The 26,981-nt window shown below is 32.6% G+C and carries 22 protein-coding genes and 1 pseudogene; 13 read left to right on the top strand and 10 right to left on the bottom strand.

The features are described 5' to 3' along the window. The 3 genes from CQA57_RS06795 to CQA57_RS06785 form a co-directional block, all read left to right on the top strand. Positions 1–1,017: glycosyltransferase (locus CQA57_RS06795; RefSeq protein ID WP_170126844.1), on the top strand; the 1,017-nt coding region annotated here is incomplete at its 5' end. Continuing rightward, entirely contained in the window at positions 983–2,020 is a 1,038-nt protein-coding gene (locus tag CQA57_RS06790; RefSeq protein WP_115579485.1) for a glycosyltransferase, read from the top strand. The genes CQA57_RS06795 and CQA57_RS06790, both read left to right, overlap by 35 nt. A 34-nt stretch (positions 2,021–2,054) precedes the next feature. After that, positions 2,055–3,041, top strand: a complete 987-nt coding sequence (locus CQA57_RS06785) for a glycosyl transferase family 90 (protein ID WP_115579484.1) — start codon at positions 2,055–2,057, stop codon at positions 3,039–3,041. A gap of 4 nt (positions 3,042–3,045) precedes the next feature. Here CQA57_RS06785 and rpsO read toward each other — a convergent pair whose 3' ends face one another. Further along, positions 3,046–3,318: a 30S ribosomal protein S15 gene (gene rpsO, locus CQA57_RS06780; protein ID WP_115579483.1), complete on the bottom strand. Its 273-nt coding sequence runs from the start codon at positions 3,316–3,318 to the stop codon at positions 3,046–3,048. A gap of 175 nt (positions 3,319–3,493) precedes the next feature. Here rpsO and flhA point away from each other — a divergent pair, with 175 nt between their 5' ends. The 4 genes from flhA (at position 3,494) to CQA57_RS06760 (ending at position 8,296) form a co-directional block, all read left to right on the top strand. Beyond that, positions 3,494–5,683, top strand: a complete 2,190-nt coding sequence (flhA, locus tag CQA57_RS06775) for a flagellar biosynthesis protein FlhA (RefSeq protein WP_115579487.1) — start codon at positions 3,494–3,496, stop codon at positions 5,681–5,683. Between the two features lie 5 nt (positions 5,684–5,688). After that, on the top strand, positions 5,689–6,771 hold the full coding sequence (locus CQA57_RS06770) for a DHH family phosphoesterase (protein ID WP_115579482.1): 1,083 nt from the start codon (positions 5,689–5,691) through the stop codon (positions 6,769–6,771). After that, positions 6,772–6,993 carry a hypothetical protein gene (locus CQA57_RS06765; RefSeq protein WP_115579481.1) on the top strand — a complete coding sequence of 74 codons (222 nt, stop codon included), beginning with the start codon at positions 6,772–6,774 and terminating at the stop codon, positions 6,991–6,993. 103 nt (positions 6,994–7,096) lie between these two features. After that, a complete protein-coding gene (locus CQA57_RS06760; RefSeq protein WP_115579480.1) occupies positions 7,097–8,296 on the top strand; it encodes an NAD(P)/FAD-dependent oxidoreductase in 1,200 nt (399 codons plus the stop codon). Here the strand turns inward: CQA57_RS06760 and CQA57_RS06755 are convergent. The 6 genes from CQA57_RS06755 to CQA57_RS06730 are packed head-to-tail and all read right to left on the bottom strand — an operon-like array spanning position 8,293 to position 13,896. Further along, entirely contained in the window at positions 8,293–9,633 is a 1,341-nt protein-coding gene (locus tag CQA57_RS06755) for a uracil-xanthine permease family protein (RefSeq protein ID WP_115579479.1), read from the bottom strand. The two genes, CQA57_RS06760 and CQA57_RS06755, sit on opposite strands and share 4 nt — an antisense overlap. A gap of 23 nt (positions 9,634–9,656) precedes the next feature. Continuing rightward, positions 9,657–10,091, bottom strand: coding sequence for a trehalose-6-phosphate synthase (locus CQA57_RS06750; protein ID WP_115579478.1), 435 nt, complete (start codon positions 10,089–10,091; stop codon positions 9,657–9,659). 1 nt (position 10,092) lies between these two features. Continuing rightward, positions 10,093–10,614 carry an inorganic diphosphatase gene (gene ppa / locus CQA57_RS06745; protein WP_115579477.1) on the bottom strand — a complete coding sequence of 174 codons (522 nt, stop codon included), beginning with the start codon at positions 10,612–10,614 and terminating at the stop codon, positions 10,093–10,095. Between the two features lie 10 nt (positions 10,615–10,624). Then, positions 10,625–11,197, bottom strand: a complete 573-nt coding sequence (locus CQA57_RS06740; RefSeq protein WP_115579476.1) for an adenylate kinase — start codon at positions 11,195–11,197, stop codon at positions 10,625–10,627. 11 nt (positions 11,198–11,208) lie between these two features. After that, on the bottom strand, positions 11,209–12,954 hold the full coding sequence (gene aspS, locus CQA57_RS06735) for an aspartate--tRNA ligase (RefSeq protein ID WP_115579475.1): 1,746 nt from the start codon (positions 12,952–12,954) through the stop codon (positions 11,209–11,211). Then, on the bottom strand, positions 12,955–13,896 hold the full coding sequence (locus tag CQA57_RS06730) for a chemotaxis protein CheW (protein ID WP_115579474.1): 942 nt from the start codon (positions 13,894–13,896) through the stop codon (positions 12,955–12,957). 115 nt (positions 13,897–14,011) lie between these two features. Here CQA57_RS06730 and ligA point away from each other — a divergent pair, with 115 nt between their 5' ends. Next, positions 14,012–15,985 (top strand): NAD-dependent DNA ligase LigA, encoded by a 1,974-nt coding sequence (ligA, locus tag CQA57_RS06725; protein ID WP_115579473.1) that lies wholly within the window; start codon positions 14,012–14,014, stop codon positions 15,983–15,985. A 7-nt stretch (positions 15,986–15,992) separates the two neighbouring features. On the opposite strand, the gene CQA57_RS06720 is transcribed toward ligA, so the two are convergent. Genes CQA57_RS06720 through typA form a run of 3 tightly spaced genes read right to left on the bottom strand, consistent with a single transcriptional unit; the run spans position 15,993 to position 20,797 of the window. After that, the gene (locus CQA57_RS06720; RefSeq protein WP_115579472.1) at positions 15,993–18,362 is read right to left on the bottom strand and encodes a ribonucleoside-diphosphate reductase subunit alpha; all 2,370 of its coding nucleotides are present in this window, start codon (positions 18,360–18,362) and stop codon (positions 15,993–15,995) included. Between the two features lie 11 nt (positions 18,363–18,373). Then, positions 18,374–18,985, bottom strand: a complete 612-nt coding sequence (locus CQA57_RS06715; RefSeq protein ID WP_115579471.1) for an NAD(P)H-dependent oxidoreductase — start codon at positions 18,983–18,985, stop codon at positions 18,374–18,376. A gap of 9 nt (positions 18,986–18,994) precedes the next feature. Beyond that, positions 18,995–20,797, bottom strand: coding sequence for a translational GTPase TypA (gene typA / locus CQA57_RS06710; RefSeq protein ID WP_115579470.1), 1,803 nt, complete (start codon positions 20,795–20,797; stop codon positions 18,995–18,997). Between the two features lie 213 nt (positions 20,798–21,010). Here typA and CQA57_RS06705 point away from each other — a divergent pair, with 213 nt between their 5' ends. The 5 genes and pseudogenes from CQA57_RS06705 to purB all read left to right on the top strand — a co-directional run bounded on the left by CQA57_RS06705 (position 21,011) and on the right by purB (position 26,651). Continuing rightward, a complete protein-coding gene (locus CQA57_RS06705; protein WP_115579469.1) occupies positions 21,011–21,808 on the top strand; it encodes a hypothetical protein in 798 nt (265 codons plus the stop codon). A 248-nt stretch (positions 21,809–22,056) separates the two neighbouring features. Further along, positions 22,057–22,593 (top strand): flagellar hook-length control protein FliK, encoded by a 537-nt coding sequence (fliK, locus tag CQA57_RS06700; protein WP_115579468.1) that lies wholly within the window; start codon positions 22,057–22,059, stop codon positions 22,591–22,593. A gap of 9 nt (positions 22,594–22,602) precedes the next feature. Next, positions 22,603–23,409, top strand: a pseudogene (gene flgD, locus CQA57_RS06695) (flagellar hook assembly protein FlgD); the annotation flags it as partial. A 10-nt stretch (positions 23,410–23,419) separates the two neighbouring features. Further along, positions 23,420–25,222 (top strand): flagellar hook-basal body complex protein, encoded by a 1,803-nt coding sequence (locus CQA57_RS06690; RefSeq protein ID WP_115579466.1) that lies wholly within the window; start codon positions 23,420–23,422, stop codon positions 25,220–25,222. 100 nt (positions 25,223–25,322) lie between these two features. Next, on the top strand, positions 25,323–26,651 hold the full coding sequence (gene purB, locus CQA57_RS06685; RefSeq protein ID WP_115579465.1) for an adenylosuccinate lyase: 1,329 nt from the start codon (positions 25,323–25,325) through the stop codon (positions 26,649–26,651). The last annotated feature ends 330 nt before the right edge of the window (positions 26,652–26,981 follow it).

Here is a 26,981-nt window from a genome sequence, read left to right as displayed (position 1 = left end):
ATTTATAATGTTCAAGATTATCTTGCTAAATGTTTAGATTCTATTGTCAATCAAACATTTGGGGATATTGAAATTATTCTTATCAATGATGGAAGCACTGATAAAAGTGGGGCAATAGCAAAAGAGTATGCAAAAAAAGATAAGCGTATTGTTTTGATTGAGCAAGAAAATAAGGGGCAGGGATATGCTAGAAATAAAGGAATGGAAATGGGGGGGGGGGATTATATCATCTTTGTGGATTCTGATGACTATGTGGAATTAGATATGTGTGAAACTTTTTATAATATTTTGAAAAATAAAGAAATTGAAATACTCATTAATCCCTATTTTCACAACAAAGATACTAAACAAATTTTGTGTGATTATTTTACAGATTCACTGCCAACAGGTGGTATCTATAATTCTCAAATAGGATCTCAATTTTTACTAAAAACTTACAAAAAATATCTCTTTATCACTACCATTGCACATTTTGTTTTTAAAAATAGCTTTCTTAGAGAAAAACAAATAAAATTTCCTGAGAATATTTTATATGAAGATGTATTCTTCTGCACAGATGCCTTTTTGCAAGCCCAAAAAATATTTACTACTAACACCCCTAAATATCACTACTATTCAAGTCCTCATTCCATTATGCGAGGCAAAATGGATATGGAAAAAACGATAAAATCAGCAAATAGCTATTATGCCTTAAGCTGTTATCTAAAGCGCAATATAGAGAGATACCCAGAAAAGGTGCTAAAAAAATTACTTTACATCAGCACAAAAACAGCATTTCAACACACTTTAAAAGCAATTCAAAAAATAAAGTATCACCAGCAATTAAGTTTTTCAAAAAAAGATTTACTAAATTTTGATGACAAGCTTTCTATTTTAGAAAGATTAAATATTTATTTTCCAGCACAATATAAATTTTTCCATCCTTTTTTCTATATATGTCAAAAATTTAAAAATCTATCATCAAAAATCTTAAGGAGATTTTATGCCATTTTTTTCCATCATCATCCCAATTTATAATGTTCAAGATTATCTTGCTAAATGTTTAGATTCTATTGTCAATCAAACATTTGGGGATATTGAAATTATTCTTATCAATGATGGAAGCACTGATAAAAGTGGGGCAATAGCAAAAGAGTATGCAAAAAAAGATAAGCGTATTGTTTTGATTGAACAAGAAAATCAAGGTTTAAGTTGTGCTAGAAATAAAGGGATAGAAATGGGGGGGGGGGATTATATCATCTTTGTGGATTCTGATGACTATGTAGAATTGGATATGTGTGAAAAACTCTTTAATATTCTTTTAAATAAAAATATTGATGTTTTAAAATACTACAATCACACTTTTTCTCATCAGGTAGATTTAAAAAAGACAATAAAAAAATTTATACTAAAACTTTATCCTCATATATCTCTTATGAAAGAAACCACTACTCCTTCCAATCTTCTATCCTTAGAAAGCCCTTTAAGTGGAAGAGAATTTTTAATACAGCATCCATCTATTTTGCATGAAGGTTGTGTGTGGCTATATGCTATTAAAAGAAATTTTTTACTCACTCACAATATAAATTTTATTCCAAAAATATTTTATGAAGATATGCCATTTATTGCACAAATTCTTCTTTATTCAAAAAATTTTTTTATTGCACCTTTCTCTCTTTACACCTATAGATTAAGTCAAAATTCTATCATGAGGGGCAAGATGACTAAAGATAAAATTATCCACTCTTTACAAAGCTATCTTACTATTGCCGATTTTTTTGAGAATCTCAAAACCCAAGAAAAAGACAAAGAAATTCTTAATATCTTAGAAAAACAAGCTCCTCTTTATACACAACTTTTTCAAATTCGTGCAAGAGAAATTAAACACAAAGAAATTCCCAAAGAAATTTTAAAACACTTTAGCCTCTATCAACACTATCTACCATCTCTGACCTTCAAGCAAAAAATGGCAATTTATTTTCCAAGAAGTTTTAGATTGCTTTCTAAGATTAAGCACTTACTTAAATACTTGCTAAAATAACATTTTATTTTGTAAGAACAAGAGTGGTCACTAGATGTCAAATAATTTTTTTTATAATCTTCAAGGTATATTCTTTCTTCTTATTCCTCAAGTAAATAAGCTTGAGAAAAAAATTGAAAAATTACTCCTAAAATATGATACAAAAGTTGAAGAAATTGCTAGTCGCATCAATTATTATTGCAATTTTGATCAAACCATTGCCCTACCATCAAAACATATCCACAGCAAAGGAGATTTGCTCAAACAAGGCTCAAGATATTGCTATGATTTTTATGAATATATGCGATATTTTAATCCACACCTCCACTTTCATCTAGAATCTGGAGATGTCAATTATTTTACAAAAACCCCTAGTTTTTGCAAATCTCGACCAATCACAGATTCTAAAAACAATAATATTCTCCTAAAACTTGACAAAAAAAGACATTTCAAATTTCTCACGCAAGATTTTTTAGAATCTCTACCTACTTACACACAAAAAATAAATAAAATCTTCTTTCGTGGCGGATGCTATCAGCAACATCGTCAAAATTTTATGCAAAAATTCTTCTCACATCCGCTTGTAAATGCTGGACATGTTGGCTCATTGAGAAATGAAGATTTTAGAAAATGGTATAAAGGAAAAGCTTCTTTAAAAGAACACTTACAATATAAATTCATTCTTTCTCTTGAGGGCAATGATGTTGCAACAAATCTCAAATGGATTATGAGCTCCAATTCCCTAGCATTAATGCCAAAACCAAAATTTGAAACTTGGTTTATGGAAGGAAAACTTATTGAGAATGTTCATTACTTGCGAATCAATGAGGATTTTACAAATTTGGAAGAACAAGTAGATTTTATTTTAAATAATCAAAAACTTGCACAAGATATTATCCATAATGCAAACTTATATGTTAAACAATTTATCGATAAGGATTTTGAAGATTTAATAAGCCTGTTAGTATTAAGAAAGTTTTTCTATCAAACAAATCAGATGAAAGTGAGCCATATAGAAGAGGCTTTATTTAAGCCTCTTTAAAAAATTATTTATCTTTAATTCCTAAATCTTTGATAAGTTTTACATATCTATCATGCTGAGAATTCTTAAGATATTTAAGTAAATGTTTCCTTTTTCCTACTAACTTCAAAAGTCCCAATCTACTAGAATGATCTTTTTTATTTGCCTTAAGATGCTCTGTTAAATCAGCAATTCTTTGAGTTAAAAGCGCAATCTGAACTTCTGAAGAACCAGTATCCTTGCTATCTCTTGCAAATTTTTGAATAATCTCTTGCTTTTTCGCCGTATCTAAAGCCATAATGACCTCCTGAATGGTATTTTAAAGGACGCAATATTACAATAAAAAACTAAAAAATCCAATAAAATAGTGTAAAATTTCCATCTAATATTTAAACCAATAATTTTAGAAGAGTATAAAAATAACAAACTTGAGGGAATCTTTGGCAAAAAAGAAAATCAATGCACTGCAATCTATGATGTCTGTCTTAAAAACTTTCACGCAATCTAAAGATTTAACGGTTGTTGTTTTTGTCATTATGATACTTGCAATTATCATTGTGCCACTTCCCCCTTTTCTTTTAGATTTCCTTTTGACAATTTCCATTGCGCTTTCTGTATTGATTATACTTATAGGACTTTATATTACAAAGCCGACAGATTTTTCCGCCTTCCCTACACTCTTGCTAATTGTCACACTCTATCGTTTGGCCCTAAATGTAGCTACCACAAGAATGATACTTACTGAAGGCTATAAGGGTGCAGAATCTGTAAGTGATATTATTGCCGCTTTTGGAGCCTTTACTGTAAGTGGTAATTATGTCATTGGAAGCATTATTTTTGTAATTCTGGTTTTGGTAAATTTATTGGTAGTTACCAATGGTTCTACAAGGGTTACAGAAGTAAGAGCTAGATTTGCTCTAGATGCAATGCCTGGAAAACAAATGGCAATTGATGCTGATTTAAATGCAGGCTTAATTGACAATGAAGAAGCAAAAACAAGGCGTGCCGCCCTCACTCAAGAAGCTGATTTTTATGGCGCTATGGATGGTGCTAGTAAATTTGTAAAAGGCGATGCTATTGCCTCTATTATTATCACAATTATCAATATTATTGGTGGTTTTTTAATTGGAGTTTTTCAAAGAGGCATGAGTGCTAGCGATAGTGCTGCTACTTTTACAATTTTAACCATTGGTGATGGACTAGTAGGGCAGATTCCAGCGCTCATTATTGCAACTGCTACTGGTATTGTTGCTACGAGAACTACGCAAAATGAAGAGGAAAATTTCGCTAGCAAACTTGTTACACAACTTACAGATAAAAGCAAAACGCTTATTATTGTTGGGGTAATTCTTATGCTTTTTGCCACAGTCCCAGGATTACCGACTTTTTCATTAGCTTTTGTAGGTTCTTTATTTTTATTTATCTCTTGGCTTATCTCACGAGAAGACAAAGAAAGTCTTTTTAGTATTTTTGAAAAATGGCTAAGCAAGAAGACAAACACAAAACTTGATACCTCTATCAATAAAAATCCAAAAGAAATCAATACACAACAACATCTTCCAAAACCAATACAACAAAAAAGTGCCGAGGAAATTAAAAAAGAGGAAGAAAAAGCTATTGATGAGGTTTTAAAAACAGAATTCTTAGAGCTAGATCTTGGATATCAGCTCATTATGCTTGCAGATCCGAAACAAAATGGAGATTTGCTAGAACGCATTAGAGGAATCCGTAAGAAAATTGCAAGTGATTATGGTTTTTTAATGCCACAAATTCGTATCAGAGATAATTTACAACTTCCACCAAATAACTATGAGTTTAAACTCAAGGGCATTAGCATTGGTGATGGAAGTGTTATGCCAGATAAGTTTTTAGCAATGAATACAGGATTTGTTGGTAAGGAGATTCAAGGCATTCCCACAAAAGAACCTGCTTTTGGTATGGATGCACTTTGGATAAATCCTGATGATAAAGAAGAAGCCATTATTCAAGGCTATACTATTATTGATCCATCTACGGTAATTACGACCCACATAAGTGAATTGGTTAAGAATTATGCTGAAGAATTTATTACAAAAGATGAGGTCAAATCAATCCTTGATCGTCTTGCTCAAGATTATCCTGCAATTATCGAAGAAGCAAGAAAGGTGCAGCCTAGCATTATCCGTTCTGTTTTACAAGAATTGCTTCATGAAAAAATTCCTATCAAAGATATGCTCACCATACTTGAGACAATCACTGATGTAGCCACCCCATTACAAAATGATGTCGCACTTATCACAGAACAAGTAAGAGCCAAACTCTCTCGTGTTATTACAAATATTTTTAAATCAGAAGATGGAATCTTAAAGCTTGTCACTCTCTCTCTTGATACAGAGCAATATCTTTTAGGCAAGCTTCGCGAACAACCTTCTGGAAAGACCCTGCTTCTCAATACCAATGATATGCAAAAGCTACTTGATACAATCACAGAAGAATCCATGCAGATTCTTCAAAAAGGTATAGCACCGGTTATTTTAATTGTAGATCCTGCTTTAAGAAGACCTTTGGCAAGCAAATTAGAGCAATTTAAAATTGATTTAGTGGTATTAAGTCATGCAGAATTAGATGTAAATACCAAATATGAAGTTTTGGGAAATATTGAAATTAACTTTAATCAAGGATAGTAATTATGCAAGTTTATCATCTCTCTCATATTGATTTAGATGGATATGGATGCCAATATATTGCAAGAGAATTTTTTGACAAAATAGAATTTTTCAATGCCAATTATGGCAAAGAAGTAATGACAAGACTAAATCACATTCTCTATCGCATCCAGCATTCTCAGGCAAGTAAGCTTCAAGAAAAATTCCGCACAAAAACACAACAAAAGATTCTTATACTTATCACTGATCTTAATCTTTCTATGCAAGAATGTAAATTCTTGCAAGAGAAGGTTGATTTAATGCGAATGGAAGGTAAAGATATTGAAATTTGTCTTTTGGATCACCATATCAGTGGCGAAGAAAGTGCAAAAAATTTTCACTGGTATCATCTTGACATACAGCGTTGTGCTACAAAAATTACCTATGAAACACTAAAACAAAAATATTCTCTTAAAAATCCTTCTTATGAAAACACCCTAAATGATATTGTTGAAATGATAAATTCTATTGACATTTGGAAAGAAGAGGGCTTTGGTTTTGAATTTGGAAAAGTAGCCCTTAGCCTAATTGCAAACTCCAATGAACTCAATCGCTTTATGTTTGAAGAAGAGCACCATAACTATAAATTAAAACTTTTAGATTCTATTAAAGATTTTATTCACTTACAAAATGCTCCTGTTGCATTTGATAATGCTATTTTTACCCTAAAAAAAATTGCACTTGGTGGAAATCCACAAACACAAACAATGGATAATATTACCTCAATGGCTCAAGTAAAACTCCTAGAATCCAAAAAAGATATATGCACAATTACACACCAAGATAAAAAAGGTTTTTTAAGCTATTCAATGGGTGGCATTAGTGTGCTTGCAAATTTGTTTTTAAAACAAAATCCAGATTATGATTTTTATATGGATGTAAATTTTAAAGGCAATGTGTCTTTACGTGCTAATGGAAATTGCGATGTTAATATCTTAAGCAAAACTTTTTTTAATGGTGGAGGACACAAAAATGCTTCAGGCGGAAAAATAGAAAATTTTAAAGAAAGTTTTTTATATGAAGACATTAAACAACAAGTTATTAAAATACTCAATAAGGAGAAATAAATGAAAGAACAAGAATATCAAGAACTTGCTCTTGAAATCTTAGATATGCTTGCTGTAGCTTTTCACTTTGCTGGTGCAAAAGATTCTAGTATCGAAAAATTGCTTGACATCTATATCAAAGAAGTTGAAAAAGATAACCACTATGAAGAAGAATATAATCAGCAAGCTATTATTGCTTTAATAAATAACATTAAGCAAAAGTATCCTCAATTATTTATCTAAAAGTGCAAGTTAAATATTTTTACACTTTGATATTTTTCTAAGCTTTTTTTTGCTTTAATTTAGTTAAAAAAAAATTAACTTATTTGGACTAAGGAGGTTTTTCATGAAAAAAAAGATTTTAATACTTGGTGGAGGATATGGGGGATTAAAAACAGCACTTACACTACAAAAAAGACATGCTGATGCACAAATTACTCTTATTAGCAAGCACGATTATCATTACCAAACCACTTTGCTCCATAAAGTTGCTATTGGGACTTTAAGTGAAAGAAAGGCAAAAATTTACTACCGCGATCTTTTAAAAGAAGTGCATTTTATCAAAGACAAGGTTATGGAAATAAGACCTCAAGAAAATAAAGTTATTGGAAAACTTGATATATATGAATATGATATTTTAGTTCTAGGGCTTGGTTTTAAGCCTGATTATTTTGATATACCAGGTGCCAAAGAGCATACCTACAAGCTATCATCTCTTAATGCAGCATTAAGACTATGCAAACATATTGAGTGGAAATTTAAAGATTATCATCTTACAAAAGATAAAAATGATCTGTCATTTATCATTTGTGGTGCTGGATTTACAAGCATAGAATTTACAGCAGAGCTTGCGCATAGCATAAAACGTATGTGTAAAATTTATGGTCTCAATCAAGAAGATGTCAAAATTAGTTGCATTGGAAGATCTAAGAGAATCTTGCCTGTATTTGATGAAAAACTCAGCCAAAAAGCTACAAAAAAACTTCAAGATCTTGGGGTAGAAATTATCACATCTACTAGTGTAAAAGAATGCCATAAAGATGGTGTAGTTATTTCTAGAAACAATCAAGACGAAAAAATATTTGGCAATATTATACTTTGGGGAACAGGAGTTAAAGGAAATGATACAGTAGAATATCATTCCCCAATTCACAGCAATAAAGGAAGATTAAAGGTAGATTCCAACCTCAAAAGCATTGATTATGAAAATATGTATGTAGTAGGAGATTGTGCAATTTATGCGCAAAAAGAAGTAGTGCATGTCCCAACTGCACAGCTAGCTACTCAAATGGGAGAATATATAGGCAATCTTTTAGCAGATGAGCTAGAAGGAAAAATGGTGCATGAAGATTTTAAATTTATCAATCGCGGTTCAATCTGCTCTCTTGGACATAATGATGCAGTCGGCGTTGTTTTTGGCAAAAGCGTTTCAGGAGAATTTGGTGCATTTATGAAGAATCTTGTAGAAAATCGATGGTTATTTGGTATCGGTGGATTAAAGATGGTGCTAAAAAAAGGACAATTCCGCTATAGAAGTAGTGATTAAACTACTTCTTTTGGAAAAATAAGATTTAAAAATATAGCGCACAACCCTCCTGCCACAATTCCTGAAGAAAATACACTCTCCACCCACTTTGGTAAAAATTGCAAAATATCTGGATTATTATTTACCCCAAGTCCTATACCCAAAGATAAAGAAATAATTAAAATAGAGCGTCTTGTGATTTTTTCTTTTGCAAGAATACGCACCCCAGTAGCAGCAATACTACCAAACATGACCAATGTAGCACCACCTAAAATAGATTGAGGAATTTGCAAAGCAAAATTTGCTATAACAGGAAAAAGCCCCAATAGCATCAAAAATAATGCAACCAACAACCCCACATATCTACTCGCAATTCCACTAAGAGCAATCACCCCATTATTTTGACTAAAACATGAATTAGGGAAGGTATTAAAAATACCTGACACAAAAGAATTGATTCCATTTGCCAAAACTCCACCCTTTAATCTCAAAAAATATTCCCTACCCTCAAGCTTTTGATGAGATACTTCACAAGTTGCGCTTATATCTCCGATTGTTTCTAATGAAGTTACAGCATATACAAGGACAAAAGGCAAAACCAAACTCCAATCAATGCCAATACCAAAATAAAATGGTTGAGGCAAAAATACTAATGGCAATTGATAATTCATCTGAAATGAAAAATCTCCTAAAAAATAAGCAATTAAAACCCCTACCACAACAGCCAAAAAAAGTGCTGATATTTTAAGATAAGAATTTTTAAATAAATTTAAAAAAATAATAGCAGCTATCACACTACCTGCCAAAAACAAATCTTTTAGATTCCCAAAACTACCATTACTTTTTGCCTCATAGCCCCCACCAACACTTATTAAACCAATATTGATTAAGCTAAGCCCGATAAGTAGCACCACAATACCTGAAACAAGTGGAGAAATTGCTTTTTTAAACAAAGGAAGAAATTGAGAAATTAAGATTTCTGTCAAAGCACACATCATCAAAGTGCCAAAAATAGTTCCCAACATCTGAGCATCATCCAATCCTTTATTTTTCAACAACAATCCTGCAGTAATAATAGGTGCAACAAAATTAAAACTAGTCCCTTGAATGGACAACAATCCAGAACCTATTGGCCCAATTTTATATATCTGTATCAAAGATGCAATCCCAGAAGCAAAGAGTGACATTGCAATAATTCTACCTGTATCCATATCATTTACCCCAAGCTCTTTGCATATAAGCAAAGAAGGAGTAATAACTGCTATAAACATTGCCATTAAATGCACAAATGCTGCAAAAATTGCTTTAAAAAATGGGGGTTTTTGTTCAAGAGAATAAAACAACTGAGTATTTTGCATTATTTAAAACTCCGAAAGAAAAATTAGGTGAAATACTGCATCATTTTGGCACAAATTATAATTAAAAAACTAAGTAGCAAGGCAATTAGATGCGATCTACCTTTAAATGGGTCGGCTTTTTTTAAAACTCGAATAAAAAATATGGCATAAAATGTAAGCAAAAACATAAGAATAATTAAAAAGATCTTAATCCAAAAAAAGATATTAAAATAACTTGATAAATTAAAAATACTTTTTAAGTCATAAAAACTAAGCAACCAAATACCACTTAAAATAAGTAGCATAAAAATAATGCCAAATATTCTTGTTCCATAAAGTGTATATGCCTTTTTTACTGCATCACATTTATGCTTATCCTCTTTTCTATAAGCTAAAGCATAAACACAAACATCAAAAAAGACATATCCTACAAAACCTATCGCACAAATAAGATGCAAGCATAGTGCGATGAGATACATTTTATTTTTTATATGCCTTTATAGCAGCATCCAAAATCTCTGTAGCTTTTTCCTTGCTTTGATATTCTTTTACCTTTACCCATTTGTTTGGTTCAAGCATTTTATAAGTTTCAAAAAAATTCTTGATTCTATCAAGTGTAATACGAGGTAAATCATCAATAGTTTTAATATTGTCATATCTAGGATCAATTTTACTTACAGGAACAGCTAAAATCTTTTCATCCATACCACTTTCATCTTCCATAATAAGCACACCAATCAATCTTACTTTAATTACACTTCCAGCTTGCAATGGATATTCATTTAATACCAAAACATCAGCAGGATCCCCATCTGCACTTAATGTATTTGGAACAAAACCATAATTAGCAGGATAAAACATTGCACTATACATCACACGATCCACAACTACCGCACCACTATCCTTATCAAGCTCATACTTAATATTTGACATATAAGGTATTTCAATAACTACATTTACCTTTTCTGGATTTTCACCTATTTCAATTTTTTCTAATTGCATTTTTCACTCCTTAAATTTTTGATTGGATAAATCGTTGCATTTCATCAACAATTGCTTCAATACTTCTTTCACCATTGATTTTTTTCAAAATCCCTTGTTTTTGGAAAAAATCCTGTATGGTAGAGAGTGGTTCTAAATATACCTTCATACGATTATTAAAAACCTCAACGTTATCATCTGCACCTCTAGCTCTACCAAGAACCCTATCTCTTGCCACCTCTTCGCTTACTTCTACTTCAATAACGCTCACAAGCTCTACCTTATCCTGATTCTTTAAAACCTTATCAAAAGCCTCCATTTGCTCAACACTTCTTGGATAGCCATCAATTAAAATCACATCCTTAGGAGCATTAGCAATAGCACCAACAATTGTATCCACTACAATATCTAATGGCACTAAATTCCCTTTTGAAGTAAAGCTCTCAATCAATTTTCCTCTTTCACTCCCACTTGCACTCTCTGCACGCAATAAATCTCCGGTAGAGTAATGCACTATCTTATCATCACAATTTTTAGCAATAATCTGAGCATCTGTTGTTTTTCCGCTACCTGGAGCACCAATAATTAAAAATAGTTTTTTCATCATAACCTCTCTTATTTTAAATTTCTTAATCTAATATGCAATTCTCTCAACTGCTCTTCACTTACACTACTAGGAGCACTAGTCAATGGACAAGTAGCTTTTTGCGTCTTAGGAAATGCAATAACATCTCTAATACTATTAGATTGGGTAAGCAACATAATCAACCTATCTAAACCTATTGCAAATCCCCCATGAGGCGGCGCACCAAAACTTAGTGCTTCAAGCAAAAATCCAAATTTATCTTGAGCCTCATGAGAATCAATTCCTAAAAGATTAAAAATCCTGGCTTGGATATCTTGCTTATGGATTCTCATACTACCCCCACCAAGCTCAATTCCATTAAGCACCACATCATACGCAACTGATTGAATAGATTCAATATCTGGATTATCAATATCTTTTGGCATAGTAAAAGGATGATGAAGAGCTGAGATTTTTCCCTCATTTTCTTCAAACATAGGAAAATCAACAACCCATAAAAACTTATAAACATTTGCATCTATCATACCCATATCTTGTGCAATTTTTAAACGCAATCTTCCCATATAATCCCACACTACCTTTTTAGCACCAGCACCAAAGAAAATGATATCTCCCACCTTTGCCTCAAGCCTTTGTATCAAAGTATCAAAGCTTTTTTCAGACATAAATTTTACTAATGGACCCTTAGCACCATCTTCTTTCATTTGAATATATGCCAATCCTTGCGCACCAAACTTTCTTACGAATTCTTCTGCTTCTGCTAAAGTTTTTCTGCTAAAAAAGTTGTCCCTATTCTTAACAATCAATGCCTTAAATCGATTATTTTTTGTATCTTGCGCAATTTTTTTAAAGATTTCATTACTTGAATCTTGCATCAAATCACTTACTTCAAACAATGGCATATCAAATCTTAAATCTGGTTTATCTGAACCATACCTTTCCATTGCTTCGCTATAAGGCAGACGCATAAAAGGTGTTTTTACATCAATATTTTTTAATGCAAAAATATTTTGCAAAAGCTTCTCTGCAACATGCATTACATCTTCTTGTGTGCAAAAACTCATCTCCACATCAATTTGAGTAAATTCTGGCTGTCTATCTGCTCTCAAATCTTCATCTCTAAAACATTTTGCAATTTGATAGTAAGAATCAAAACCACTTACCATTAAAAGTTGCTTAAAAATTTGAGGGCTTTGTGGAAGTGCAAAAAAATCTCCATCATGCACCCTGCTTGGCACCAAATAATCTCTAGCACCCTCTGGAGTAGCCTTTGTTAGGATAGGTGTTTCAATTTCTGTAAATCCCAAAGAATCCAAAGTCTTTCTTGTTGCCATACAAACATCTGAACGCATTTTAAAAATATCAAAAGATTTTTTAGATCTTAAATCCAAATAACGATATTTGAGTTTTAAATCTTCACCAACATTATCATCACCGATTGCTATAGGCGGTGTTTTACTTTGATTTTCAATAACCAAATCCTCCACTACAACTTCAATCTTTCCTGTTTTTAGTTTTGGATTTTCTAGTCCCTCGCCTCTAGCTCTCACTTTTCCACTTATAAGTAAAACATACTCATCACGCACACTTGAAGCAATACTATAAGCTGGAGAAGTTGGATCACATACTAGCTGGATTAACCCACTTTTATCTCTCAAATCAATAAAAACTACTCCACCATGATCCCTATAGGTATTACACCATCCAGCAAGTTTAACATTTTCTCCAATATTCACTTCACTCAATTCTGAGCATAAATGCGTTCTTAACACCATTTACTCCTTTTCTAAAAATTGTCTAAGATATTCTTCAATTACCTTTGGTTGCGACTTAATGACAAAACCATTAGCTCCCAAGTCTAGAGCTGTCTCAAAGCTTGCACTACTTTGCATAGAAGAATTTACAAGTGTAGGAATATTTTTTGTCTTCTCATTCTTTTTTAGATATTTTAAAACTTCAAATCCTGATAAATTTGGCATCTCCAAGTCTGTAATAATCACACCAACATCCTCAATATTATCACAATGTTCAATATATATTAGCAACTCTTGTCCATTAGAAAAATGCAAATAACGCAGTCCTAACCTTTTTATAATTTTTTCTAATTCTTTTATTGCGCTTCTTGAATCCTCTGCAATCAAAACAAGCTTATTGCTTTTGATTTTTTCAATGGTATTTAAGTTTAATTCAATTTTATCCATCATTGCAGGGAAAGCATCAGACACCATTTTTTCAATATCTAAAACCTGCACCAATGAATTATCCTCGTATCTTGTAGTAGCGATAATCTTGCTATCTTCTTTTAAGCCATGATCCATACTAGCTTGTATTTTTTCCCAATTTCTTTGAATGATATGCTTTACTTGTTTTACTTGCAACCCAACTGTGCAATTTGAAAAATCACAAATAATTACCAAATGCTTATCATCAACAAGAGAATGTTTTGATAAATCCCTTTGTAAATCTTGAGAATTAAAATGTAACCATCGCTTTATATCAATAAGTGGTATTGCCTCATTTCTTACTAGCAATGTCCCTAAAACAATTGTATTATCTCCATCAATTGCCTCTGTTAATGCTCCATCATAAGCAATCACTTCTCTAATCTTAAAAACATTGATGGCATAAATTTGTGCATCATGACAATCATCTAGCAAAAAACACAAAAATTGTGCCTCATTCTTTGTATGAGGCATCTCTTGCAATCCACTTACCATACACTCTCATTTTAATTTTACTAGTTTTCTATCGCAGATTCTATCAAAAAATAGCCTTATATTTCAGCTATAATTGCAAAAAACTGCAAGATTTAACCATATAAAAGAATAAAAAATGAAAGACTATCAAACTTACAAAGAAAAAGTAGAATTACTAACAAAAATGGCTTACCACTATTATGTATTAGATGATCCAATTGCAAGCGATGAAGAATATGATCTCCTTTATCATCAAATCAAGCAATATGAAGAAAATCATCCTCAAGAGATTCTTGCATCTTCCCCTACTCAAAGAGTAGGAATGCCTCCATTAGATGATTTTGAAAAAAATACTCATATCCAAAGAATGTGGAGCTTAGATGATGTTTTTAATTTTGATGAATTACAAGAATGGTGCCAAAGAATTTACAAAACTTATCCTCAAGCCTATTTTACCTGTTCGCCAAAATTTGATGGTGCTTCCTTAAATCTCTATTATCAAAATGGAAAACTCATTAGTGCGACAACAAGAGGTGATGGAATTACTGGGGAACTTGTCACCCAAAATGCAAAAACCATTCAATCTATTCCTTTAGAAATACCCTATTTAGGTGATATTGAAATACGAGGTGAAGTAGTTATTACAAAAGAAGATTTTGAAAAAATCAATAATGAAAGAATTAAAAATAATGAAACTATATTTGCCAATCCAAGAAATGCGGCTGCTGGTAGTATGAGGCAGCTTGATAGCACAATTACTGCAAAAAGAAAATTGCGTTTTATTCCGTGGGGATTTGGAAAGCATGATTTGAAATTTTCAAGCTTTTTTGAAAGTATGCAAAAGATACTATCCTTTGGCTTTTATCCTATACCATTTATCAAACTCTGTAAAGACATTCATTCTATAGAGGCTTATTACAAAGAAATCATGCAAATGCGCGAAAGCTATTCAATGATGCTAGATGGAATGGTTATTATGCTAGATTCTTTTGAAGCACAAAATAACTTAGGTTTTACTATCAAATCTCCAAGATTTGCTTGTGCCTACAAATTTCCAGCAATAGAAAAAATCACAAAGATTCTCTCTGTAACACAACAAGTTGGCCGCACAGGAGTGATTACCCCCGTAGCAGAATTACAGCCTGTAGAAATTGAAGGAGCTACTATTTCAAGAGCCACTTTACACAACTACAAAGAAATTCAAAAAAAAGATATTAGAATCAATGATTATGTCATTGTAATACGCAGTGGAGATGTTATACCCAAGATTATCAAACCTATTTATGAGCGTAGAAATCATCAAGAAATAACAATCACTGCACCAACACACTGCCCTATATGCAAACAAGAACTTCTTATAGAAGATATCTTCATTCGTTGTCAAAACTTACTTTGTGAAGCAAGAGTAAAAGAAAGCATTGTTCATTTTGCTTCAAAAAAAGCTTTAAATATTGATGGTCTTGGGGAAAAGATAGTTTATCAGCTCTTTGATGCTGGTATTATTTCTAATATCACCGATCTTTATAGTATTGAATATGAGAGCTTATTGAAACTTGAAGGCTGGAAAGAAAAAAAGGCAAAAAACCTTTTAGAATCTATTGCAAAAACAAAAAATATAGAGCTCTGGAGAGTTATTAATGCACTTGGAATAGAGCATATTGGGGAGGGTGCAAGCAAAAAAATTGCACAAAGCTTTGGCATTGCTTGCTTTGAAAAGAATTTTGATGAAATTATTGCTCTTGATGGATTTGGTAAAGAAATGACAGAATCTTTTTTAGAATTTGGAAAAGTCAATCATCAGCTTATTCAAATGCTCTTTAAAATACTTACACCAACAGTTACTCAACATATCACACATAATACTAAAGGTTTTTTTAGCAATAAAACTATCGTCCTCACAGGTTCATTACAAAAACCAAGAGAAATAATCAAAGAATTGCTTGAAAGCTTAGGAGCAAAAATTACAAATTCTGTAAGTAAAAAAACACATCTTGTAATTTATGGAGAAGATGCTGGAAGCAAGCTTGATAAGGCAAAGGAGCTTCATATAGACCTACTCAATGAAAAGGAATTTATAGAAAAACTCCAAGAAGAAAAGATAGAGTTTTAATTGCCCATTATTGGCAATTCTCACACTCCATACTTCTATCTGCAATATCCTCTTTTGCCTCTGGACTCTCACTTCTAAGATAATAAGTAGATTTTAACCCTAATTTCCATGCAAGTGTGTAAATCTCGTGCAATGTTTTAATACTTGCATTACCATCAAGCTTAATAAAAATATTAGTACTTTGTCCTTGATCTACCCACTTTTGACGCACTGCAGCAGCTTTGATAATTAACTTTTGATCTACTTCATAAGCTGGAGTATAGTAATGCCAAGTTTCAAGCTTTAAATTTGGCACCACTACAGGAATCATTCCACTTAAATTCTCTTCATACCATTTGCGCTTATACACTGGCTCTATTGTTTGAGTTGTTCCTACCAAAATAGAAATAGAACTTGTAGGTGCAATTGCCATCAAATATCCATTACGCATACCATCTTTTTTGACTTTTTCCCTTAAAGCATTCCAATCATAACTTGTCCCAAACAATCCACCCCTATCCACAAGCTTTAATGCCTCTTTGTTTGCTACATCAATAGGGAAGATTCCCTTGCTCCAATTTGAACCTTCAAATTGTGGATATTTTCCTTTTTCTATCGCAAGATTTGAACTTGATAAAATAGCGTTATAACTGATAGATTCCATAATTTCATCAATTTTTTCAAAATGTTCATTACTACCCCATTGTATTTGCTGTGTTGCAAGCATTTCTGCTTCCCCCATCAATCCAAGACCAACAGCACGATTGGCTAAATTCGTAGCTTTAACCTTTCTATTAGGGTAAAAGTTTAATTCAATAACATTATCAAGCATTCTCATTGCAATTGGGACGACACGCTCAATATCTTCTTTTGTGTTAATTTTACTAAGATTGATACTTGCAAGATTACACACTGCCGTATTTCCATCTCTTTGCATACGCTGAGCAATATAAACTTTTTTACCCTTAAGAGAATCTAGACTTGTGATTTTATTGGCCTTTTTTACAATATTTAAATCTGTTGTAACCTCATCTTCCTCTTCAAAAATCTCCTTGCTTCCATCTTCAAACTCCACTTCAACAACATAATGATTAGGCTCTGTATTTTGAAATATCTCTGTGCAAAGATTAGAACTTCTAATAATCCCACAATGTCCATTTGGATTTGCATAATTTGCATTATCTTTAAAACACAAAAATGGCAACCCTGTTTCAAAATAATTCGTTAGGATTTTTTTCCACAATTCCTTTGCGCTTACCTGCTCTTTTAAAATGCTTTCATCTGCCTCTAATTCTAAATATCTTTTTTCAAATTCCTCTCCATAAAGCTCTGTAAGCTCTCCGCATTGATAAGGATCAAATAGCGTCCAAAGAGAATCTTCTGCAATTCTTTTCATAAACAAATCACAAATCCATAAGGCTGGGAAAAGATCGTGCGTCCTTCTTCTTTCTTCTCCGCTATTTTTTCTAAGTTCTATAAATTCTTGCACATCTGTATGCCAAACTTCAAGATAAGTTGCAATTGCTCCTTTTCTAGTACCAAGCTGATCTACGGCAATTGCTACATCATTAGTAATTTTCAAAAATGGCACAACACCGCCTGCTGCATTTTTATGTCCATCAATGAAACTTCCAAGTCCCCTTACACGAGAAAAATCCCAACCAATACCGCCTCCATATTTAGACAACAATGCCATTTCTTTATAGGCATCAAAGATTCCTTCGATATTATCTGGTGTGCTTCCAATATAACAAGAGCTCAATTGATGTCTAGGAGTTCTTCCATTTGCCAAAGTAGGTGTAGCAGTAATCACTTCAAATTTTGAAATCACATCATAAAACTTCACTGCCCACTCATTACAATCTTTTTCATTTTGTGCCAAAAACATTGCAATTGCCATAAACATATGTTGTGGCAACTCAATAGGTTTATTTTGCTTATCTTTGAGCAAATAACGATCAAAAAGAGTTTTTACACCTAGATAATTAAATTGCAAATCCCTCTGAATATCAATTTTAGAATCTAAAAAATCTAAATCAAATTTTTCTTTCAATCCCTTAACAATCTTACCCTCTGCTTCACCCTTTTCAAAATAATCTCTTAAATGCTTATACCCCGTAAAACCACTCACCTTATGATACAAATCATATAAGAAAAGTCTTGCGGCCACAAAAGTCCAATTAGGAGAATCTATATCAATTTTATCTACAGCTGTTTTAATTAAAGTTTGTTGAATTGCCTCTGTTGTAATCCCATCCCTAAAGTGCAATTTACTACCTACTTCCAACTCACTTTGACTCACTCCAGAAAGATCTTTAACTGCACTAGAGGTGTATTTGTGTATCTTTGTCACATCTAAAGGCTCAATTCTTCCGCTTCTCTTTACAACTGTAATCATCACATTCTCCCTTATCTAATTTCTACTAACTCATCTATTGATTTTCTAATCTTCTTTTTAGGCTCCTTAATACGATATCCAAAAGTTAATACCAATGCTATTCTTTCATTCTCCCTTTGAATACCCAAAAAATCTTCCAAATTTTCTCGTTCAAACCCTTCAATATAGCAAGAATCAATTCCCATAAAAGCAGCACAATTTACCATAGAACTTGCAACCAAATATGCCTGTCTCATACTCCAAGACTCAAAATCTCTTATATCTTTAAAATTTTCTTTTTGAAAGTCTTCCAAACGCTTCATAAATCTCTCATCATAACCATGCTCTTCCATAAGTTTATAAATATAATCTGAAGGAGCAATGATATCTCGCACCAATGATTTTAAAATTACTACTTCTGAACTTGTGGAAAATTGCTTTTGATTCCAACAAAAAGGCATCATTTCTTCTTTAAGTTCCTGATCTGAAACCACAATCATCCTAGTATGCTCTAATCCAAAAGAGCTAGGAGTAAGCCTCCCCGCCTCTAAAATCTCCAATAGTTGATCTTTTGGAATCTTTTTATGCTCATCAAATACCTTACATGCATGGGCAAAAGACATTGCTTCTAAAAGCTTATTCATACACGCTCCTTACTTTCTAGCCATTCTTTTGCGTTCATTTGGATCTAAATACTTTTTACGAATCCTAATATTAAGTGGTGTAATTTCTAAAATCTCATCATCTTCTATCCACTCTAATGCTCTCTCCAATGTCAATTCTCTTGGTGGAACAAGTTTAATTGCATCATCACTTCCACTAGCACGCATATTAGTTAAATGCTTAGATTTAATCGGATTTACATCTAAATCATTATCACGACTATGCTCACCTATGACCATACCTATATAAACTTTAGTTTGTGGATTGATAAACAATACTCCTCTTTCTTGAATATTAAAAAGTGAAAACGCAGTAGCATCCCCATTTTCCATAGAAATCAATGCCCCATTTTTTCTTGATTCTACATTTCCACTAAAAGGTCTAAATTCCAAGAAAGAATGATTCATTACTCCCTCGCCCTTTGTATCTGTCAAAAATTCACTTCTATATCCAATCAACCCTCTTGCAGGAATCTCAAACTCCAAACGCGTATATCCTTCACCCATAGGATTCATTGCTTTCATTTCAGCCTTTCTGCGTCCTAATCTCTCAATAATTGTTCCACTAAAATCTTGAGGAGTGTCAATCACTAAATGCTCAAATGGCTCCATTTTCACTCCATTTTCTTCCTTGATAATCACTTCAGGTCTTGAGATTGAAAATTCAAATCCTTCTCTTCTCAAATTTTCTGCCAAAATAGTAATTTGTAGTTCCCCTCTACCACTTACCCTAAATTTACCCTCTCCCATTTCCTCGCAACGCATTGCAATATTTGTTTGCATTTCTTTTAATAATCTATCTTTGATTTTATTAGCTGTCACATGCTTGCCCTCTAAACCAGCCAATGGCGAATCATTAACAGCAAAATATACACTCATTGTAGGCTCTTCTAAATGCATTGGATCTAATGGCATAGGATTATTAGGATCTACAATAGAATCTCCTACATCAATTGCATTAAAACCTGCTATTGCTACAATATCACCAGCTTCTGCACTCTCAATTTCTGTTCTAGCAAGCCCTAAGAATCCAATAAGCTTAGTAATGCGTCCTGTTTCTTTTTCCCCATCTCCTTTTGCAAGCAATACGGTCTCACCTTTTTTTACCCTACCATTAAACACACGCGCAATACCAATCTTACCCACATAATTATCATAATCTAGAGTGAAAATTTGCATTTGTAGTGGAGAATCTACACTTCCACTTGGCATTGGAACATGCTCCAAAATTGCCTCAAATAATGGCTCTAAGCTTTTTTTCTCATCATTTAAATTTTTGATAGCATACCCATCTCTTGCAGCAGCATAAATTACTGGGAAATCCAATTGCTCATCACTTGCACCCATTGCAACAAATAAATCAAAAACTTCATCTACTACCCTATCTGGTTCAGCAGCAGGTTTATCAATTTTATTTACTACAACGATAGGGCGGATTCCAAAGCTCAATGCTTTTTTTACAACAAATTTAGTTTGAGGCATCACCCCTTCTTGCGCATCCACAAGCAAAAGCACACCATCTACCATCTTAAGCACCCTCTCTACTTCTCCACCAAAATCAGCGTGCCCAGGAGTATCAATAATATTGATCTTTGTCCCCTTATAATTTATTGCAGTATTTTTAGAAAGAATAGTAATCCCTCTTTCTCTTTCCAAATCATTACTATCCATCACTCTTTCATCAATCTGATCACGCTCGCCAAAAGTCCCTGATTGACTTAAAAGCCCATCTACCAAAGTCGTTTTACCATGATCTACGTGTGCAATTACAGCAATATTTCTAATTTGTTGCATTATTCTTTATTCCTTCTTTAAATTTATGTATAAATTATGTGGTTTTTTGAATGCAAAATTTTACAAAATAATTTATTAAAAAATAATAATTTAATTAAAAAAATATAAAAGACTTAACAAGTCATTGAAATATTTTTAAGAATTTTTTAGAACTAAAAGTGGAACTATTTTTGCTTCTTTTATGTCAACATATTTAAGCTATGGAGCAAATCAATGGTTAGCAATATCAATACACAAGCAGAAAATAAAACACCACTTGTAAAAGATAAAAAAACACAAACTCAAGAAGCTGTCAAAAAAGAGCAAGAAAATTTCTCAAAACTCATTCAAGAAAAGGTAAAAAATACTGATACTCCCAAAAATGAAGAGAAAAAATCAGAAAAAAAATCCCCTCTCTCTGAAGCAAAACAAGAAGCAATACCAACTCAAAATGTCACGCCAAATGCTCTTGCCAACAATATAGACACAACAAAAAATCCAGTCAGCAAAGAATCTCCATCCATAGCTTCTGAAAAAATTGCAGATACAAAAACTCTTGGCGATGTAAAAAAATTGGCTGAGGATAAAGAGTTAAATTTACAAAATATGGAGCTACAAAAAGAAAATATTTCTAAAGAATCTAGCAACCAAAAACAAGAATCTTTAGGAACACAAAATCTTTTAGAGCAAAAAAAACAAACAAATCTCATCAAAACAGCAGCAATCAGCCAGCCACTAGCACAAGCACTCAAAGAGATTAGCTCAAAAGATAAAGAAATAAGAAAAACCCAAAAACCCAATAAATTAGAATATCAATTTGAAAGCAAAACAGAAAAAATAGCCATAATTCAAAGAGGAAAGACTTTGCCAAAAAGCATCGTAGAATCTAAAATGCGCAATGAAAGAAGAGAAATGGCTTATCAAAAAGCGTTTGATAGATTTGGTATTAAAAACACAAAAGAAGATACCAATATAATGCAAGAGGCTCTTCAAATAAAATCTGAAGATAAAAAAAAAAGTTTAGTGAGCTAGCAGTTGCAGGAACTGCAATTGCAGCTGCTGGAGCAAAACAGCCAAAAACAAAAAAAATAAAAAATACCATCAATACAAACGAGCAACCAAGCAACCAAAAACAAGCAACCAAAAACAAGCAACCAAAAACTACACAAGCAGTCGCAAAAAATCCAACAGAGCAAATCCAAGCAAACCTAAAAAACGAAATAAAATCTCCTCTAATTTTACCTACAGAAAATTTTATTCCTCAAGATAATAATGAAGAAATGCTATCTGCTTCTGAATTTTTATTACAAGAAAAAAGTGATAAAAAAATAGATTCCAAAGAGAGCAAGATAGAGAGTAAAAATCATCAAGAATTAGTCTCACAAACACAAAAAGGATCTCTTGAAAAAAATACCATTACAAAAACCACGCTTTCTAGCTTTGCACAACAAATCAAAGAAGCGGTAAAAAACTACAAACCACCTCTTACAAAACTCTCTTTAGATCTCAATCCAAAAAATCTTGGAAAAATAGAACTCACCATCACCCAAAAAGGAAAAGACTTAAAAATCAACATCGCATCAAATCAAAATGCCATTACACTTTTTGCACAAAATCAAATAGATTTAAGACAGAATCTGCAAAATATAGGATTTAATAATATCGATTTCAACTTCTCTCAAAACAATTCTTCTCAAAATCAAGATAGAAGACAGCAAAAAAGGAACAAAAATAGCTTACAAGAATATCAAGAAGTAAATAACATTTCTCAAAAGCAGTTTGATTCTCTTGAAATCACACTGCCAAAATACGCATAAGGAGCAAATATGGCAATTGACTTAGCACAAATCACTGGTGCAACTGCTGCACAAGAAGCAAAAAAGGCAGAACCACCAAAAATTGCAAATGGACTAGACAAAGATGCCTTTATGAAACTCTTTTTAGAGCAATTAAAAAATCAGGATCCTACTGCTCCTATGGAAACTGACAAAATCATCACACAAACCGCACAGCTAACACAAGTTGAAATGCAAGAGGAAAACAAAAAGACAATGAAAGAAGTGGCAGCAGCGATGCAATCCACAAAAGAAACTAATGATGCTCTAAAAACTTTCCAAACAGATTTAAAGAGCACTCTAGAAAAACTTGACAAAGGAATGGAGCAAAGTATTGATTCTAATACTTATCTTGCTCAAATTAGTGCGCTTAATGCAGTATCAATGATAGGTAAAATCGTAGAGACTGATGTCAATGGTATCAATATACAAGGTAGTGGTGAGGTAAATTTTGCACTTTATTTTGATGAGCCTATCCATCAATCTCAAGGCAACCCAACCATCCAAATCTTTGATAAAGAAAAAAATCTTATCACCACCTTACCTATTGAAGGCAAGGAAGGACAAGATGGTTATATAGCTTTCAGTTGGAATGGTCTAGATGATAAGGGGCAAAGAGTTCCTGAGGGAAGTTATGATATTCGTGCAGAATACAACCTTAGCCCAACAACAAATAAATACAAACAATCTAGAGTTGGTAGAGGTGCTGTAGATAGCATTATCTTTGATAAAGGTAAGCCGATGATTAAAATGGGTGCAATGATTCTACCAATGGATAGTGCAATAGAGTTTTATGAGAAGGGTGCAAATGAACAACACGATTCTTAATTCCTATAGTGGAATAAAAACACATCAATTTGGTCTTGATAGTATTTCTAATAATATCGCCAATGTCAATACTCCAGGCTATAGAGAAAATATTCCTGAGTTTAAATCACTACTTAGCCAGCACATTGATTCTATCAATTCAAATACTGTAAGCAGTGATAATAATTTTGGCGTTAGTGCTTCTAGCAATGCTATTTCTACAAAAAATGGTAATTACAAACCTAGTGATGGAGAGTTTGATGTTGCTTATAGTGGAAAAGGATGGTTTGTTGTAGGAAAAAATCAAAATGGCAGTATGACAATTGCTGAAGATGGCTATGAAGCAAATCAACAAAACTATTTTACAAGAGATGGTTCTTTTAATCGCGATGCAGATGGTTATATCGTAAATGCAAGCGGTTACTATCTTTATGGTGTGGATTTAGGAAAAATACAAGGACAAACTTTTAATAATACTAGCACACAAGAAGAAGACCTAAAAGCTTTGGGTGGCAATAAACTACAACCTCTAAAAATTCCTCAAGATTTAAACTATCAACCCACAAAGACTACCAAGCTTGACATCGCACTCAATCTCAATCCAAATAAAACTCCCGCTGCATTGCAAGACTTTTTATTTGAAGATTCTGGGGATTTTAATCAAGAAAATCTAGATAACCTTGATTTAGGTGCGCTATTTAACTTTCAAAAAGAACCTCTAGATGCAAAAATCAACAATGATATGCGTATTACTATTACACAAAATGGAGAAACCAAAGAAATTACATTGAAATATGGAAATGATGGTGCTAGCAATAATCAATTTAGAACTTTTAAGGATTTAAAAGACTTGCTTAAAGAAAAAACAGGATTAGATTTTGATATATCAAGAGATGATAAAAATATCCCCACCAAACCCATATCTTTTGAAATCAAAAATCCATCATCAGAGCCAATGCAACTTACACTAGGTGGAAAATTTATTGATAAATTAGGATTAAATACTGCCAAATTAGAAATGAATCCTAATGATAAGCAAGTAACACACCCTATTTATATTGGTGCTTTTACTTCAAATTCAGAAGTTTTTGATGAAAAAGGTGAGAAATTTATTTTACAAACAAAATATTTTCTCCAAAACACAGGCACAAAAGATGAAAACCAAAAATGGATTACAAAATCTGCAATTTATGATAAAAATGGTGAAAATATGATTAGCAAAAATCAAACAATTAGCACCATTGAATTTGATCAAGACAATAAACCTATAAGCAAACCTATTGAGCTTGATTTTAAAGATTCTAAAATCAGCTATTCTTTTGGAGGAACAAAAGATAGGGTTTCTAGCAATTTTAACTATCAAGATTCTGGAATTACAAAAACAGATACAGATGGAAAACAAGCAGGCAAGCTCACGGATTTAAAAATTGATGAAAATGGAATTATCACACTTTATTTTGATAATGGTGCAAGTGCCCCTATGGGTCGTATAGGGATTGCTGCTTTTATCAATGATCAGGGGTTAAGAAAAGCTGGTGGCAATATGTTTGAAATTTCCCAAGGAATTAGCAATCAAGGCGAAGCAAAAACGCTCAGTGGCAATCCAATCTTAGGCTGGGATGAAAACAATCAAAGTCAATTAAAATTTGGAAAAGTGCTTTATAAATACCTTGAAACAAGTAACACAGATGTAACCAGTGCCCTAACAAATCTTATTTTAATGCAAAGAGGCTATTCGATGAGTGCAAAAGCCTTTGGAACAGGAGATGATCTCATCAAAGAAGCAATCAATCTTAAAAAGTAAGATTTTTTCTTAAATATCCCTTGATTGCAATCTAGCTCTTTTATCATTTTTTTAGTATCCTTATTATTATATTTAGATACTTCAATAAAAAAGGAAAAAAATGGTTGAGAGATACGCTAGAGAGGAAATGAAAAAACTTTGGGATTTAAATGCCAAATATAGCGCTTGGCTTGAGGTAGAAAAAGCCGTAGTAAAAGCTTGGAATAAATTAGGCTTCATTCCAGATGCAGATTGCGAAAAAATACTCAAAAATGCAAAATTTGACATTCAAAGAATTGATGAAATTGAACAAGTTACAAAACACGATCTTATTGCATTTACTACTTCTATTGCAGAATCTCTAGGAGAAGAATCTCGCTTTGTGCATTATGGCATTACCTCTAGCGATTGCATTGATACAGCAGTAGCGCTACAAATGCGAGATAGTCTAAAAATTATTATTGAAGATGTGCAAATCTTATTAACAAATCTTAAGGCAAGAGCATTTGAACATAAAGATACACTAATGGTTGGCAGAAGTCATGGAATCCACGGCGAACCTATCACCTTTGGACTTGTTATTGCAATTTGGTATGATGAAATCTCAAGACACCTTGATGCTTTAAAAAATACTTTGGCTCTTGTAAGTGTTGGAGCAATCAGTGGTGCTATGGGAAATATGGCACACACACCTATAGAGCTTGAAGAACTTGTATGTGAAGAACTAGGACTTACTCCTGCAAAAATATCCAATCAAGTTATCCAAAGAGATAGTTATGCAAGACTTATGAGTGATTTGGCTCTACTTGCAAGTAGTTGTGAAAAAATTGCTGTGGCCATCAGACACTTTCAACGCACAGAAGTCTATGAAGCAGAAGAATTCTTTAGCAAAGGACAAAAAGGAAGCTCTGCTATGCCTCACAAAAGAAACCCTGTATTAAGTGAAAATATTACAGGACTTTGTAGAATCATTCGCTCCTATGCAATCCCAGCTATGGAAAATGTGGCCTTATGGCACGAAAGAGATATTAGCCACTCAAGTGTAGAGAGATTTATTTTGCCTGATGCATTTATTACTACAGATTTTATGCTACATCGTCTTAGCTCACTTATCCAAAATCTTGTGGTATATCCAGAAAATATGCTAAAAAATCTCAATCTCACAGGCGGATTGGTTTTTTCACAAAGAGTACTTTTAGAATTGCCAAAAAAAGGAGTAAGTAGGGAAGACAGCTATAAAATCGTTCAAAGAAATGCGATGAAAGTATGGCAAGATTTACAACAAGGCAAATCAAGTCTCAATGAAAAAGGGGAAAGCCTGTATTTACAATACCTGCTAGAGGATACAGAATTACTGAATCTTATAGGTGCACAAGCCATAAAAGAATGTTTTGAATATAGCTACTACACCAAAAATGTAGATAAGATTTTCAAAAGAGTGTTTGGATAATTCCCTCTCCAACCACCACTTAAACTAAGGAGTTTTGTTATAAAACTTTAAGATTTGATTTTAAGATTAAAGAGTTTTGTTATTTCTCTTTTATCTTTTAAGCTTAAAGTATTGTTTTATTTCTTTTTGTTTTAGTTTGTTTAAAACAAAAAAATTATAAAGTGAAAAGTAAAAAATAAAATAAAAAATATAAAAATGTTTAAGTGGTGGCAGGAGAAGGAAAAATCTTTGTTTGTTTTCTTCTTCTGCTTAGTTTTAATTAAAAATACTTTTTAATACTTTTAATTAATACTTTTAATTTCTTTTTTAATTATTATTCTTCATACTTCT

Source organism: Helicobacter anseris (assembly GCF_003364335.1).
GTDB lineage: Bacteria > Campylobacterota > Campylobacteria > Campylobacterales > Helicobacteraceae > Helicobacter_H > Helicobacter_H anseris.
Note: the sequence above shows the minus strand (reverse complement) of the source record. Positions and strands in the feature narration are given on the sequence as shown.